The 14,218-nt window shown below is 44.2% G+C and carries 13 protein-coding genes; 9 read left to right on the plus strand and 4 right to left on the minus strand.

The window, feature by feature from the left end:
• Positions 1-3: 3 nt before the first annotated feature.
• Positions 4-666 (minus strand): GNAT family N-acetyltransferase, encoded by a 663-nt coding sequence (locus tag RHEIN_RS19170; protein ID WP_040555486.1) that lies wholly within the window; start codon positions 664-666, stop codon positions 4-6.
• Positions 667-786: 120 nt separating this feature from the next.
• Between RHEIN_RS19170 and RHEIN_RS19175 the strand changes: the two genes are divergently transcribed.
• Positions 787-1,017, plus strand: coding sequence for a DUF2789 domain-containing protein (locus tag RHEIN_RS19175; RefSeq protein ID WP_008900641.1), 231 nt, complete (start codon positions 787-789; stop codon positions 1,015-1,017).
• A 57-nt stretch (positions 1,018-1,074) separates the two neighbouring features.
• Here RHEIN_RS19175 and RHEIN_RS19180 read toward each other — a convergent pair whose 3' ends face one another.
• Positions 1,075-1,440: a DUF3192 domain-containing protein gene (locus tag RHEIN_RS19180; protein WP_008900642.1), complete on the minus strand. Its 366-nt coding sequence runs from the start codon at positions 1,438-1,440 to the stop codon at positions 1,075-1,077.
• A gap of 168 nt (positions 1,441-1,608) precedes the next feature.
• Between RHEIN_RS19180 and RHEIN_RS19185 the strand changes: the two genes are divergently transcribed.
• Together RHEIN_RS19185 and RHEIN_RS19190 are read left to right on the plus strand one after the other, a co-directional pair.
• The gene (locus RHEIN_RS19185; RefSeq protein ID WP_008900643.1) at positions 1,609-1,887 is read left to right on the plus strand and encodes a hypothetical protein; all 279 of its coding nucleotides are present in this window, start codon (positions 1,609-1,611) and stop codon (positions 1,885-1,887) included.
• Positions 1,887-2,663: a Zn-ribbon-containing protein gene (locus tag RHEIN_RS19190; protein WP_008900644.1), complete on the plus strand. Its 777-nt coding sequence runs from the start codon at positions 1,887-1,889 to the stop codon at positions 2,661-2,663. Before RHEIN_RS19185 ends, RHEIN_RS19190 begins: the two co-directional genes overlap by 1 nt.
• 6 nt (positions 2,664-2,669) lie before the next feature.
• Here RHEIN_RS19190 and syd read toward each other — a convergent pair whose 3' ends face one another.
• Positions 2,670-3,197: a SecY-interacting protein gene (gene syd / locus RHEIN_RS19195; RefSeq protein WP_008900645.1), complete on the minus strand. Its 528-nt coding sequence runs from the start codon at positions 3,195-3,197 to the stop codon at positions 2,670-2,672.
• A gap of 54 nt (positions 3,198-3,251) precedes the next feature.
• Between syd and queF the strand changes: the two genes are divergently transcribed.
• The 3 genes from queF to RHEIN_RS19210 all read left to right on the plus strand — a co-directional run bounded on the left by queF (position 3,252) and on the right by RHEIN_RS19210 (position 8,145).
• Positions 3,252-4,091 (plus strand): NADPH-dependent 7-cyano-7-deazaguanine reductase QueF, encoded by an 840-nt coding sequence (queF, locus tag RHEIN_RS19200; RefSeq protein WP_008900646.1) that lies wholly within the window; start codon positions 3,252-3,254, stop codon positions 4,089-4,091.
• A 492-nt stretch (positions 4,092-4,583) separates the two neighbouring features.
• On the plus strand, positions 4,584-5,888 hold the full coding sequence (locus RHEIN_RS19205; protein ID WP_008900647.1) for an ATP-binding protein: 1,305 nt from the start codon (positions 4,584-4,586) through the stop codon (positions 5,886-5,888).
• A gap of 445 nt (positions 5,889-6,333) precedes the next feature.
• Positions 6,334-8,145 carry a tetratricopeptide repeat protein gene (locus tag RHEIN_RS19210; RefSeq protein ID WP_202797845.1) on the plus strand — a complete coding sequence of 604 codons (1,812 nt, stop codon included), beginning with the start codon at positions 6,334-6,336 and terminating at the stop codon, positions 8,143-8,145.
• Between the two features lie 130 nt (positions 8,146-8,275).
• On the opposite strand, the gene RHEIN_RS19215 is transcribed toward RHEIN_RS19210, so the two are convergent.
• Complete coding sequence (locus tag RHEIN_RS19215; protein WP_008900649.1) at positions 8,276-10,042, minus strand: M61 family metallopeptidase; 1,767 nt, start codon at positions 10,040-10,042, stop codon at positions 8,276-8,278.
• Between the two features lie 417 nt (positions 10,043-10,459).
• On the opposite strand from RHEIN_RS19215, the gene RHEIN_RS19220 reads away from it, so the two are divergent.
• From RHEIN_RS19220 to xni, 3 genes are read left to right on the plus strand one after another with little or no spacing between them, the layout of a single operon-like run.
• The gene (locus RHEIN_RS19220) at positions 10,460-12,022 is read left to right on the plus strand and encodes a GGDEF domain-containing protein (RefSeq protein WP_040555487.1); all 1,563 of its coding nucleotides are present in this window, start codon (positions 10,460-10,462) and stop codon (positions 12,020-12,022) included.
• A 35-nt stretch (positions 12,023-12,057) separates the two neighbouring features.
• The gene (gene ppnN / locus RHEIN_RS19225) at positions 12,058-13,413 is read left to right on the plus strand and encodes a nucleotide 5'-monophosphate nucleosidase PpnN (protein ID WP_008900651.1); all 1,356 of its coding nucleotides are present in this window, start codon (positions 12,058-12,060) and stop codon (positions 13,411-13,413) included.
• 1 nt (position 13,414) lies between these two features.
• The gene (xni, locus tag RHEIN_RS19230) at positions 13,415-14,218 is read left to right on the plus strand and encodes a flap endonuclease Xni (RefSeq protein ID WP_008900652.1); all 804 of its coding nucleotides are present in this window, start codon (positions 13,415-13,417) and stop codon (positions 14,216-14,218) included.

A 14,218-nucleotide genomic window follows, 5' to 3' on the forward strand; every position in this document is an offset into this window, starting at 1 on the left:
CTGTTATGACTCCACCAGCGTTAAAGGGCTACTTTGCCTTGGTCTGAACATTAACGTACCTTTGACTTTGCTGAAACTCAACTCTGTAACCTGCTGATAATGATCCGAACTAAAAAAGGCTTTGTTTTTATCCAGAGTGACAAAAACGCCTGTACCTAAAGATGCAGGATTTTTCTCTACTATAGAGTCTACTGCATGCATTAAATAATGACCTAAGCCCAGATGTTGATACTTGGGAGAAATAGCAATAAAAGCCAGCATATGGTAATGCTTTACCGGCATAGCTGCATGAATTCGTTGTTCTTTTTCTAATAATTGTTTGGTCGAAACAAAACCAGCTGTCAGTAACATTTTTAGCCGCCAATGCCAGAATCTGTCGCCACTTAATTTAGAACCCGGTTCTGTGACACAAGCCACACCTAACAACTGCTGATCAATAAAAATACCTATCACAGGTTGCTCTTCCTGCCAGAACACATTCAGCTCTTCACGGATGGCCGCTCTTAAGCGTTGCTCATAGTCGCTTTTTTCCGACTGGAAAATATCCATAAACACCGGATCGTCGTGATAAGACTGATATAACAAAGAAGCTGCTATTTTCAGTTCATCGGGGGTTAACAACTGTGCTTTAAGCTGACTAAGATCAAGAGCAGGTTGGTTTGGCATCATATGTCCCTGTTATTTATTGTAGTTTGAGTATCAACATAGCAGCGAAGAGACGGATTGCCAATGCGTCGGCCCGATCAACCAACTATAGTAAACAGAACACAACAGAGGGATTTCATTATGGATATGACCACTCACGATATGGCCACTTTATTTGCTCAGCTTGGTTTGGAGAATAGCCCTTCCGCCATCACAGCTTTTATCGCCAATCATAAACTTCCCGCAGAATTATCTTTATCTGAGGCAGCTTTCTGGACAGAGGCTCAGGCAAATTTTCTTAAAGAAAACTGGAGGCAGGACGCTGACTGGTGTGTAGTGATTGATCAGTTAAATGTGCAGTTAAGGCACTAATACTGTGATAAAGGGAAGTGCTGCCGCATTGGCAACACTTCCCCGGTCCGGGGATTGTTACAACTGGCGATAGGCTTTGTCACCCCAACCAGATAACACACCGTTTTTAAATACTAACGGAGTGCATTCATCTTTGCTGGTTTCACCGTCGCTATGCTGATGATGAGTGCGGTAAAACAGCACTACAGTTTCGTTATCGCCTTCACGGAAAGACTCACTGAAATCAGGTGTGCCTAACTGACCACGAACTGAATCTAATGCTGTGCCCAAATTTAACTGGCTGATCACCTGATTATTTAATTTTTGCGCTTTTTTCCAGGATGAATTATTGCTGCCATTCTCATCCTTGCCGCCTATAGCCACAACACAACCAGATAATGCCATCATGGCTGTAGCTACTGTTAATACCTTTAAATAGTTCATTGCTTGTCCTTAGAGTTTTAACTTGTGGATCTTAACTTGTTGATAGCCAAAAGCAAAACTGGGGCCAACTTTTAAAATACATATAAAACAACAGCTTAAAAAATCACGCTAGTGATGAAAGCAATTTAAGTGGTAAATTTCACTAACTTTTAGCGAAATAAGAAAATAATGGAACAACTAAGCCAACAAGTCGCAAAAATTGCGGCTCAACTACAGCAAGAAGGTAAAGAACCCAGCCTGGCTTTAGTGAAAGCCCGTTTAGGCATAGCCACTATGAGCCCAGCTTTATTACAGGCCTATCAGGCCTGGCGTAATGGGGGTGTTAGTGTACAAAACACTGCAGAGCAAGCATCTCAGCCGGTGAGTGAACAGCCTTCAGATCTGCAGGCCGACCTGGCACGCATTGAAGCCAAACTTGATTTGATTATCAAAAAGCTGGGGATCTGATGTTAGTTGCAGAGCTGGAATTTAAAATTATTGCCGACACCAGCTTTGATGAAGCGGAACAGGGTATTCGCCATTATCTGGAAAAGCTGATTTTTCAGGGCCAGATCTTAGGCCGTGAATTCCCGACCTATCAGGCCAAAGACAGTTTTTTCAGCCGTGTTGTTTTGCCACAAGCTGATGCGTTAGACAAAAAGTCACACAGCAAAGCTGGCCTTAGTGCTTTAGATCAATTGCAACAAGTGGGTTTAAGTTATCCCAGGCTGACGGTTCTTGGCGATGATTTAATGTCAAATCATACCGACCCCTGTCCCAATCACTCTGCTTTGATTTTATTTTGTAGCTTTTCAGCCACCAACTCAGTGCTGTACTGCGCTGAACATTTTGCCCCTGTGCCTTTGTATAAAGTGGGCCGAATATCAGGTGAAGATTTTGAGCCTTTAATACGCTGGCAATTGCAGTATCAGGCACTGGATGAAATTCAGATGCAGGAAGCAAGAGTGCTGTTTAAAAGTGCAGAACAAAGTGTACAGGGCTTTTACAGTGGCCTAAACCAACAAGGTTATAAACATGCCAAAGCTCTTAGCAAAGAGCTGAACAAGCCGGTTTATTATTATCTGTACAGTGGCAGCAGTAACGACTGTGCAGCTGAAGCTGAGAAAAAATGCCCTTGCTGTGGCGCAGACTGGACATTAGATCAGAGCTGGCATGGCCTATTTGATTTTTGTTGTGAACCTTGCCAGCTGGTATCGAATATAGCTTTTGACTGTCAGCCTTAAATCAGCTCAGAAACTTAGCTGCTGTAAAAAAGTGGCTAAGTCCGGCGCCAACAGGTCCTTGACTTCCATCCCTACTTTTTCCAGATACACTTCACCTGTCGCCACTAACACTGAAATTAAATAATCGTCGTGATCGGTGGCGGCAATAAATACAGTTTCACGCTGCTTTAAGCGTCTTTTCATCAGAATATGGGCGATGATATTTTGCTGCAACCGCTCAAAATCAGCCTGATGCCAGCTCATCAACAGCTCCAGCTCTCCCCTTTCGTGCTGAACCTTTAAACCACCACCAAAATAGCTGGTGTAAAACTCTGTCAGCTGTTCAGGAAATTCCAGCTCCAATGCTTGCTGAGTTTTAGCTAAATCTAATTTGGGTTCAGCTTTTACCGGGCGCCAATGCACTTCACCGTCCACCACATCACCATACTGACAAGGAGAATGATGTTCAGGGTCAAGCCAACTGAGAAGTGTCGGATGTTGTTTTTGATAAGACTCTACAAATTCTGTGAATTGCTGATGGAATTGGCCCGGCATGGTGATTCGCTTCTGTGCTAAAATTGCCGCCATTCTAACTTGGTTGTTGGTGTTATGACAAAAATACAAACAGAGCAGTTATCTGGACTGACATTAGGCCAGGCCACTGCTTATATTGATCACTACAGTCCTGAATTATTGCAGGCTGTGCCACGCACTTTAGGCCGTCAGGCTATAGGTTTAGGCGAAGAATTACCTTTTGTTGGTCAGGATACCTGGCATGGCTACGAGTTGTCATGGCTGACCCCTAAAGGTAAACCTATGGTGGCTTTAGCCACTTTTGTGGTGCCTTTTAATACGCCGAACCTGATTGAATCCAAATCCTTTAAATTGTATTTAAACAGCTTAAACCAAAGTAAATTTGCCGATATCAGCCAGCTGTACCGCACTATGAAAACCGATTTATCGGCCTGTGCCGGTGGCCCTGTGCAAATCACTTTGCATAACGTCAATGAACTGACCGCCTTTCAACCGACCTGGTTGCCAGGCCGTTGCATCGACGATTTAGATATTGAAGTTGAGCATTACGACTACAAACCAGAGCTGCTGCAACTAAACCCTACAGGCGCTTTGGTGGATGAAAAGCTGCATTCGCACTTGCTCAAGTCCAACTGCTTAATCACGTCCCAACCCGACTGGGCCAGTGTTTATATTCATTACAAAGGCAAGGCTATAGATCATGCTTCCTTGCTGAAGTACCTGATTAGCTTCAGAAGCCACAATGAGTTTCACGAGCAATGTGTAGAGCGAATTTATCTCGATTTATGGAAGCTGTGCGAACCAGAATTTCTAATGGTATACGCCCGCTACACCAGAAGAGGCGGCCTGGATATCAACCCACTACGCAGCAGCGAAGCTTGCGACCAGCCTAATTTACGGTTAACACGGCAGTGATAAGTGGGGGTAAGTTTTATTGCCCCCAAAGTGCCAGAGTAAAATCGAACCCAAAAGGCGGTTTTGTGCCAATTGAAAGAAAATCTTCTGTTCATTGGCTAACAGCGTTTTTTATTTAGATAGTAAAATTGGTGCCTTATGTCTGCATATGCTTTTTAGGGAATTCCGATCCAGCTGTTTGTTCATACACATTCTGAAGCAACATTCAGTTGGATTGCCATGGTTTTCCGTTATTAAAAACCATCTATGGTGGCTTCATACTGTAAAAACAACTATGGGTCAAAAAGCACTTGTGTTAGAAAGATTTAATCCCAAAATACACTTGCCCACAGCTCTATGTTGACTGAGCCTTTGAGCATGCTCCAACTCAGTGAGTTTCAATAAGTTGCAGGTTATGGGGTTAAAAAGAAAATTGCTATAGTGACTCTTACTTTAGCGCCATGTTAACCTCGCACTGTATATATTCGTAATTACAAATAAGCAGGACAGGTAATGACTATATCCACAGCTAAAGACTTTCATAATGCATTTATCGATACCTCTAGACCAGCTGATGTTATGTCCTATTATGTAAATCGTGCTCCTGATGCTGCTCATGATAGTGTTGCAGAGATGAAACAAGCCATCGAATGGGAGGAAACTCCAGGCTGTTACTTGTTTTCAGGTCTTAGAGGCGCGGGGAAGACCACTGAATTACTGCGCCTACAAGCAGAGCTGGAAGCTGAAAATATCCCCGTATTTTTCTGTGACGCTGACGATTTTTTAGACCTAAACGAACCTCAGATAACACAAACCGAGCTTATATTTACCGCTTTGGCGGGTTTATCGCGTGCGGTTAATGCCACCTACGGTAAAGATTTTCTTAAAGAAACCATCTGGGAACGTACCAAGCGAACCATGAACTCCGAGGTTGAGTTAAAATCAAAAGTAACAACTCCCGCAGCCGAAGTTGAGTTTACATTGAAAGAAAATCCAACTTTTAAACAAGAACTTGTCAAGTTCGCCAATAGCTCTAACAAGTTTTTTCAAGATGCAACTTTATTTGCAAACGATGTGGCACGTTTAATCCAGCAGAAAACTGGACAACAGAAAATTGTTCTTATCGTGGACTCTTTAGAGCGCTTGTCAGCACCCAATGGTCAAGAAAATACGTTGTTTGAATCTTTAAAAGATCTGTTTTTCAACTTTCCTGCCCGTTTGTCTTTTGCCAACATCACTGTTATTTATACAGTACCGCCTTATATTCACGCAGTACTGCCAAGCATTAATCAGTTTTATTCAGGCTGTTTTTCATTACCAAATTTTAAAATTATGAAAACGCCTGAAAAAGATAAAAAAATTGAGCCTAACCCTGACGGAATAGCAAAAATGGTGAAAGTGGTTGAGAAGCGCTTTGCAGAATGGGAACAATTTATAACCAAACCAGTGATTGAAGAATTCGCCTGGCTTTGTGGCGGTAATATACGCCGCATGTTTGCTTTAATCAGACATACAGTCAAAAAGGCGGTGCTGGGTAAAGTGACATTTCCGGTAGATAGTGTGAAATCTGTGCCCGTACAGCAAGCTATTTTAGAAGAAACCAAAAATTACCAATGGTTAAATGCTCAGGATCGACAGTGGCTGCGCCACTGTAAAAACGACAGCGGTAATTTGGCACAACATATAAATGATCTCACAGCCGACTTATCGCCTATCATTCGTTTATTTGATCACTCATTAGTACTCAATTACCAAAATGGTAATATCTGGTATCAGGTTCCTCCAATCATGAACGATTTTTTTGATGCACAACCCTGATTTTGAAGCCATTTGGGCTGAACTAAAACTCACTCTTGAGTGGCATGATGATTTCTCATTATTTTTTGTCTTCGTTGAAGACACTCAAGCCAGCATTGCCCTAAAGCAACGCCTTGACGATTACATGCGTAGCCATAGTAAACCATTGCGGCGTATTAAGCCTCAAACAAAAAGTGATTTGCCAAGCAATACTATTGATACAGTTTTTTCGCTGAACGATACTCAAAGCCTTCCCATTTGGTTAGACTTAACTGAATTAGATAATAACGGGGAATGGGACGCTCTCAGGGCCAAAACCTTAGCAACTCTAAACAAGCGTCGCTCACAGTTAGAAAAAACCATCAAGAGTCCTATTTTTATTGAGCTCCCCTATGCATGTGCTGCTCATATAGTGACTTGGGCTCCTGACCTGTGGAGTGTAAGGCAGCAAACAATTGAGTTAAAGTTGAATATCCTCTCTAACGACAGCCAGGTACGACCCAATATTGAACAAGCTGCTAATGAGCCAATATTATCGTCGGTTCAGCTGGATGCGGCACTCTATAAAGTAAGAACTAAGGTTGAGCAACTGAAAAGTGTAAACTCAATCCAAACCAAACGGGAATATTGTATTGCTTTAAGTAGTCTAGGAGACTTACTCTGTAACGTTGGCCAATACACAGAGGCTAAGGCTGCCTATGCACAAAGCTTATCCATTTGCCAACAGTTACAAAGCAGCCTTGGCGATTCCCCACAGGTATTACGCGATCTATCCGTATCATTGGATAGAGTGGGTAATATCGAACAGCTGCTAGGTGACTTACCCGCAGCTAAAGCAGCCTACACGCAAAGCTTAGCCATTCGTCAGCAGTTACAAAGCAGTCTGGGCGATTCTCCACAAGTGTTGCGTGACCTGTCGGTATCTTGGAATAACGTCGGTGATATCGAGCAGCAACTAGGCGATTTACACGCCGCGAAAGCGGTCTATGTGCAAAGCCTTACCATTTTTCAGCAGCTGCAAAGCAGTCTGGGCGATTCTCCACAAGTGTTGCGTGACCTGTCGGTATCTTGGAATAACGTCGGTGATATCGAGCAGCAACTAGGCGATTTACAAGCAGCTAAAGCGGCCTACACGCAAAACCTGATCATTCGTCAGCAGTTACAAAGCCGTCTGGGCGATTCTCCACAAGTGTTGCGTGACCTGTCGGTGTCATTGGAGAAAGTCGGTGATATCGGGCAGCAACTAGGTGATTTACAAGCGGCGAAAGCGGCCTATGCACAAAGCCTGGCCATTTGTCAGCAGCTGCAAAGCAGTCTGGGCGATTCCCCACAAGTATTACGTGACTTGTCGGTGTCATTGGAGAAAGTCGGTGATATCGAGCAGCAACTAGGCGATTTACAAGCGGCGAAAGCGGCCTATACACAAAGCCTGGCCATTTGTCAGCAGCTGCAAAGCAGTCTGGGCGATTCCCTACAAGTATTACGCGACTTGTCGGTGTCATTAAATAAGGTCGGAGATATCGAACAGCAACTAGGCGATTTACACGCCGCGAAATCGGCCTATGCACAAAGCCTTGCCATTCGTCAGCAGTTACAAAGCAGTCTGGGCGATTCCCTACAAGTATTGCGTGACCTGTCGGTGTCATTGAATAAAGTCGGTGATATCGAGCAGCAACTAGGTGATTTACAAGCCGCTAAAGCGGCCTATACGCAAAGCCTGGTCATTCGTCAGCAGTTACAAAGCAGTCTGGGCGATTCCCTACAAGTATTGCGTGACCTGTCGGTGTCATTGAATAAGGTCGGCGATATCGGGCAGCAACTAGGTGATTTACAAGCAGCGAAAGCGGCTTATGCACAAAGCCTGGCCATTTGTCAGCAGCTGCAAAGCAGTCTGGGCGATTCTCCACAAGTATTGCGCGACTTGTCGGTGTCATTGGAGAAAGTCGGTGATATAGAGCAGCAACTAGACGATTTACATGCCGCGAAAGCGGCTTATGCACAAAGCCTGGCCATTTCTCAGCAGCTGCAAAGCAGTCTGGGCGACTCTCCACAAGTATTGCGCGATTTATCGGTGTCTTTGGAGAAAGTGGGTGATATCGAGCAGCAACTAGGCGATTTACACGCCGCTAAAGCGGCCTATACTCAAAGCTTGGCCATTCGTCAGCAGCTACAAGCCAGTCTCGGCGATTCCCCACAAGTATTACGTGACCTCGCCATAGCCTTAAAGAAAGTGGCCGAAATTGAGAGCCTCTCAGGTAAAGTTGCAATAACTAAATAATCACAATAAGAAAAAACTGAGACATGCTTTCGGCTGTTAGGAAGAACATTGGCTCTCTGAGGTACAGAAGCAATTAATTTAAGATTGGATAGTACAAACTGGCAGGGATAAACCCTGCCCCAACATATCCCTATAAATCCACACCCAACCACGCCTTATGCATCGCCTTTTGCTGACGGCTTGGTTTAGCCACAGGCTCAATTTTCCCCATCCCTTTAGGCTTATCAGACAACACCAGTTGCTGATGCTGTAATCTGCCTTGGCGGAAATAGCTGACTTGTACTTTGTCGCCCGCTTTAAAATCCTGCAAACGATGGCTCAAATCGCCTTTTAACTGCAAAGCATTGATAGCAACAATTAAATCTTCAGAAGTAAAACCAGCTTTCCAGGCCGGACTATCACGTTCAACCCTTTGCACCAGCGCAAAACCGCTTTTGTCTTCAGCTGTAATACCAGCAAAGGTTTCACGTTCTTTGCCCCTTTGCCATTGCAAACCAAAGCTGGCTAACAGCTGTTCAGGCTCAAATTTCATCGGCTGCTCTATTTGTTGTTGCCACCATAAGTTTTGATCTTCACCTGTCAGCTCGGAAGCAATCTGGATCACGTCTTCGGCGGTAAAAGCTGTGGTTTTAGCAAAACGCTGATACAGCTGGTTATGCAATTCGCGGTAGCTGGCTTTGCGCCCTGACTGCCGTAAAATTAATTCATCAATCAGCCAACTGGCGATATAACCTTCAGAGTAAATACTGACATTAAAGTTAGCGCCGTGATCTCCGCCAGAGCTTATCCAGCTGTCAAAACTGCCTTCAGCCACCGACTGCACTAAACGACCAGGGCTATGCATAAATCTGTGCAGACGTTTTGTCAGATCCTGATAAAACTCGGCTTTTGTCATTAAACCTGCGCGCAGTAACAACTGGTTCTGGAAATAACTGGTAGAGCCTTCAGCTAGCCACAACAGCTTGCTGTAGTTAGGGTTGATATAGTCATAAGGCACTAACTCAGCCGGCCTGTAAGCTTTGACGTTCCAGGTATGCACTATTTCATGTGAGGCCGTACCTAAAAACTCCAGATAATTAGCCCGGGGTGCAAAGGTAAATCTGTCGCGTTGGATCACAGTTGAATTTAAATGCTCAGTGGCTCCACGAACGCCGTCTGTGGCATGCACAATAAACAAATAACGGCTGTAAGGATAACCTTGCCAGATAGAGTCCGTTTGCTGCACCAGCTTTGCTAAGTCTTTTTGCATCTGGGTCGCGTTGTAGTTGCCTTCGCCCCAAATCACCAGATCGTAATCACGGCCATCCACCTGAAAATTGTGGTGCTGGTTGATGCCTGTTTCTATAGGTGAATCAGCCAGCACATCATAATTAGCGGCAATAAATTTATGCTCGTTATCCTTTTTATCCATACCGGAAAAAGAGCGCCAGCCTTGTGGTACTTCCAACTGCACTGATACAGCCTCAGCTTTGTGTGGCTGGCTAAACATTAAATAAGCGCTGGCGTTGATATAAGCATGAGTTTCATCAATATGGCGGGTGCGTTCCACCAGCTGATTGGCATAGACTGTATATTCCACTACAACTTTACCCGCTGCTGTTGGCTCTAAAGTCCAGCTGCTTTTCTCAGTTTTTTGCCAACTGATGGCCTTGCCTTGCGCGTCTACAGCGCTGAAGCCACTGATGCCATTAGCTAAATCCAGAATTTTATATTTACCACTGCGCCAGGACGGCAGCATCAAAGTCAGAGCTTTGGCCTCTGTTACATTCAGCTCCATCCGGACTTTTGCTAAATGATGCTCTGGTTCAGTGATACTGATTTGATAATCCACTTGTGCCCAACTGTAAGCTGAGCTGCAAATTATGATCAGTGCAAAAAATACTTTCAGAAATCTCACGCTGTAACCTCCAAAACCAAAAATGAAAAACAACCATAAATTCAAACAAATAGCTAATAAAACACCACCAAAGGCCCAATAAAAGCGATCAAAATTATGTAACCCACTTCGTACTATTACATTTTAACTTTTACTTTCAGATCAAATTCTGCTTTAATGCACCTCGTCCTGACAGGGACAACCCTATTAACTTCAGACCAAAAGTGAACAAGATGAACTATCTGACCTCTGCTGAAGAACAAAGCTGGTTACCATACTATTTAACCAAAAAGTAACCACAAAAAAATACCCTACATAATTGCTGATTTTAAGCGGACTTTTAGTCCGCTTTTTTCATTTCCTGCCAGATTAAGCTGTCGCTTTTATCATTATTGCAGATATACTTAGCTCAAACCGAGCGGGTTTTGTACCTGGGGAATGATTCTGGTGGCCGAGCAGCAAAGTGATGTAAAACAACAGCTGGCAAATGCAGTAAAAGCACGCAAACAGCTGGAAGATACTTACGAAAGTCAGTTTAAAATTTTGTCTCAATTTGTCTCCAGGTTGTCTTTGGCCTGTAAAGGCATAGATATTGAGCTGGATAATAAGCTGGCGCGTTTGCGTCAGGAGTTTGCCAAGGGTACTGATTTGGAAAAAATTCTGCCTTTGGTAGAAAGCGCCGTTGAAACTCTGAAAACACTGGAAGCCCGGCAGCTATCCGATCTGAAAAAAGCCCAAAGCACTTTAACAGATGCCGGAAAAATGTTGCAGAAACAACGTGGTTTACCGGATCAGTTAAGGCGCGACTTACGTGATTTGCTGACGAAAGTCGAAGAGCCTTCTTCTACTGTGCAGGCATTTTTACCTCATATCACCCGTTTAACAGAGTTGTATCAATCAGCTTTGGCCACTAAACAACAAAATGAGCAAAGCGGTACTGAGGACGACAAGAAGTATCAGTCTATTTGCCGGCAAATTTCTGTTGAACTGACTAACCTGCTGAGTGAATTGGCCTTTGAAGGTAAATATGGCCAGGATATAGAAAGAATTCGCTTAACTTTATTGTCCGATGTCAGCATTGAGTCCCTGCTGGAGTCCTGCTTACGCACTATTGAAATTATTATTGCTTCAGTGACAGACGAGCGTCAGTCGGCTCAACATTTTCTGCTAAAACTAAACGAAGCCCTGACCGGGGTGCAGCAAGCTGTTGTTTCTTCGCTAAATAGCTCCAACAGCATTAAAGAAAAAATGCAGCTGCTGAACCAGCAAATAGAGCTGCAAATCACCAATTTAACTGCAGACACTAAATCAGCCACTTCGCTGGAGCAGTTGCAGTCTTTGGTCAGCACTAAACTGGGTGCTATTACCAATTCTTTGCGTGAAAAAGAGCAATTGGAAAAAGACGAACGTGAGCTGATGTTAACCACCTTACGACAAATGGAATCCCGCCTGTCTGAACTGGAACAGGAAGCAACACAATTTAAAAAACGTCTGGCCGAGCAAAAATTCAGAAGCCTGCAGGATGCCTTAACAGAATTACCTAACAGAGCAGCTTTTGACGAACGTTTTGAGCTGGAAATCCGCCGCGCTCAACGTTATGGTAAACCTTTGGCTATAGCTTTGGCTGACGTGGATCACTTTAAACAAATTAACGATAACTATGGCCATAGCGCTGGTGATAAAACCTTAAAAGTCATAGCTCAGGCGTTAAAACAAAGCTTACGTGAAACTGACTTTATCGCCCGTTATGGTGGCGAAGAGTTTATTATTTTGTTCCCGGAAACACATTTATCTGAACTTAAACAGCCTCTGAATAATCTGAGGGAAAGGATCAAGAAAATCCCCTTTAAATTCAAAGACCAGAACGTGCCCATTTCAATTTCTTTTGGTGCGACTGAACTCAAGGCCTCTGACAATAACAGAGCAGCTTTTGACCGTGCAGACGAAGCTTTATACGAAGCCAAACGTGCAGGCAGGGATTTAGTCGTATTAAAAAGCTAAGCATCGGCGCAAGCCGGGTCATAAGGAAGTAATCTATGCATGTACAACTGAATCCGTTGGGCGCCATGGCGCTTTTGTCTCAACTTGAAGTTGACCGCCTGAAGAATAACACCAGCACTGACGCCTTTAGCTTATTCCGTAATTGTTGCCTTGCCGTATTAAACGTAGGTAGCCACACCGACAGTTCCAGCGAAATTTATGATCAATTTAAAAGCTTTGATGTGAATTTATTAGCCCGTGAACGCGGTATCAAAATTGAGCTATTTAATCCACCAGAAAGCGCTTTTGTTGACGGCCAAATCATCCGTGGTATTCATGAGCATTTATTTGCAGTCTTGCGTGACATTCTGTTTTTCCACACTCAACTGACCCACGCTAACAGACTGGATTTACAAAACAGCGATCATATTACCCATACGGTATATGACATTTTGCGTAATGCCCGCGTGATAGATTCAGCAGTAGAGCCAAATATGATTGTCTGCTGGGGTGGCCATTCGATTAACGAAGCAGAATATAAATACACCAAAGAAGTGGGTTACCAGTTAGGTTTACGTGGCATGGATATCTGCACTGGCTGTGGCCCTGGCGCTATGAAAGGCCCGATGAAAGGTGCAACCATAGGCCATGCCAAACAACGTAATACCAAAGGCCGTTATTTAGGTTTAACAGAGCCAAGCATTATTGCAGCTGAACCACCAAACCCTATAGTGAACGAGCTGGTGATTTTGCCTGATATCGAAAAACGTCTTGAAGCTTTTATCCGGGTAGCACACGGCATTATTATTTTCCCTGGTGGTGCAGGCACAGCAGAAGAGCTGCTGTATTTGTTGGGCATTATGCTGCACGAAAAAAACAAAAATCAGAAGTTGCCAGTGATCCTGACAGGACCACAACAAAGCGCTGCTTATTTTGCTGAATTAGCCAGTTTTATTGAACAAACTTTAGGTAAAGAAGCACTGGATCTGATTGAAATAGTGATAGACGACCCGGCTGAAGTAGCCCGCAAACTGAAACATGGTTGTACTGAAGTGCGGCAGTATCGCAAGAGTTGTGGTGATGCCTATCACTTTAACTGGACCTTACATATAGCGCCTGACTTCCAGCATCCATTTGCTCCTACTCACCAGAATATGGCGTCTTTGGATCTGCATCTGGAGCAAGATAAAGCAAAATTAGCAGCTCATCTGCGCCGTGCTTTCTCTGGCATAGTGGCAGGTAATGTCAAAGATGAAGGTATAAGAGCCATCAAACAAAACGGGCCTTTTCAGCTGTCAGGTGAACCTGTGTTAATGAACCTGATGGATAAACTGCTGCAGGCTTTTGTTGCTCAGGGCCGGATGAAATTACCAGGTTCAAAATATGAGCCTTGTTATCAAATTCTGAACTGATATGGCACATTTGTTATTACTCGACGGACTCAACTTAGTCCGTCGTTTATACGCAGCACAGGAACGACCTTTTCATAACTCCCCTGCCCCATACAGCGAAGCCACAGGCCAACAACTGCTGCACAATACAGCAGAGCAACTGCAACAAATCGTAGTTAAGCTGACACGGCAATTTAAACCCAGCCACGCACTGGCGGTGTTTGAAGTGACTCACCTGAACTGGCGCACCCAGCTGTACCCTGCTTACAAAGCAGATCGCCTGCCCATGCCGGAGCATTTACAAACGGCTTTGCCTGCACTGAAGCAAAAACTGGCCGATACAGGCATCGAAAGCTTTCAAATGCCCGCTCAGGAAGCCGATGATGTAATAGCCAGCCTGGCTATGACGATGTGTAAACATCAGCAGCAAGTCACTATAGTTTCAACTGACAAAGGTTATTTACCTTTGCTGGCCGAAGGTGTGGCTGTGTACGACCATTTTAATCGCCAGCAGCATAGCGCTGAGACAGTGCAGCAGAAGTTTGGCGTGTTACCAGAGCAGTTAGTCCGATATTGGAGCCTGGTGGGTGATAAAACGAATAACATTAGTGGTCTGACAGGTATAGGGCCAAAAACGGCAACAGAACTGTTAAAACTGGGGCCCGATATTAAAACGGCTCTGGCTCATCCGGATTGTCCGGCCAAACTAAAAGACAAGATTGTGGCGTCACGTGCTGAACTGCAGCTGTTTATGCAGATCTTAAGCCTGAAAACTGATTTGCAGTTGGGGCTTAACTTGCAGCAAGTACGTTTTACAGCATGCTGA

This window comes from Rheinheimera sp. A13L, assembly GCF_000217935.1.
Taxonomy (GTDB): domain Bacteria; phylum Pseudomonadota; class Gammaproteobacteria; order Enterobacterales; family Alteromonadaceae; genus Pararheinheimera.

What these genes read in the sequence shown, in the direction of transcription:
- RHEIN_RS19170 (WP_040555486.1), bottom strand. Translation starts at nt 666, where the DNA reads ATGCCAAACCAACCTGCTCTTGATCTTAGTCAGCTTAAAGCACAGTTG.
- RHEIN_RS19175 (WP_008900641.1), top strand. Translation starts at nt 787, where the DNA reads ATGGATATGACCACTCACGATATGGCCACTTTATTTGCTCAGCTTGGT.
- RHEIN_RS19180 (WP_008900642.1), bottom strand. Translation starts at nt 1,440, where the DNA reads ATGAACTATTTAAAGGTATTAACAGTAGCTACAGCCATGATGGCATTA.
- RHEIN_RS19185 (WP_008900643.1), top strand. Translation starts at nt 1,609, where the DNA reads ATGGAACAACTAAGCCAACAAGTCGCAAAAATTGCGGCTCAACTACAG.
- RHEIN_RS19190 (WP_008900644.1), top strand. Translation starts at nt 1,887, where the DNA reads ATGTTAGTTGCAGAGCTGGAATTTAAAATTATTGCCGACACCAGCTTT.
- syd (WP_008900645.1), bottom strand. Translation starts at nt 3,197, where the DNA reads ATGCCGGGCCAATTCCATCAGCAATTCACAGAATTTGTAGAGTCTTAT.
- queF (WP_008900646.1), top strand. Translation starts at nt 3,252, where the DNA reads ATGACAAAAATACAAACAGAGCAGTTATCTGGACTGACATTAGGCCAG.
- RHEIN_RS19205 (WP_008900647.1), top strand. Translation starts at nt 4,584, where the DNA reads ATGACTATATCCACAGCTAAAGACTTTCATAATGCATTTATCGATACC.
- RHEIN_RS19220 (WP_040555487.1), top strand. Translation starts at nt 10,460, where the DNA reads ATGATTCTGGTGGCCGAGCAGCAAAGTGATGTAAAACAACAGCTGGCA.
- ppnN (WP_008900651.1), top strand. Translation starts at nt 12,058, where the DNA reads ATGCATGTACAACTGAATCCGTTGGGCGCCATGGCGCTTTTGTCTCAA.
- xni (WP_008900652.1), top strand. Translation starts at nt 13,415, where the DNA reads ATGGCACATTTGTTATTACTCGACGGACTCAACTTAGTCCGTCGTTTA.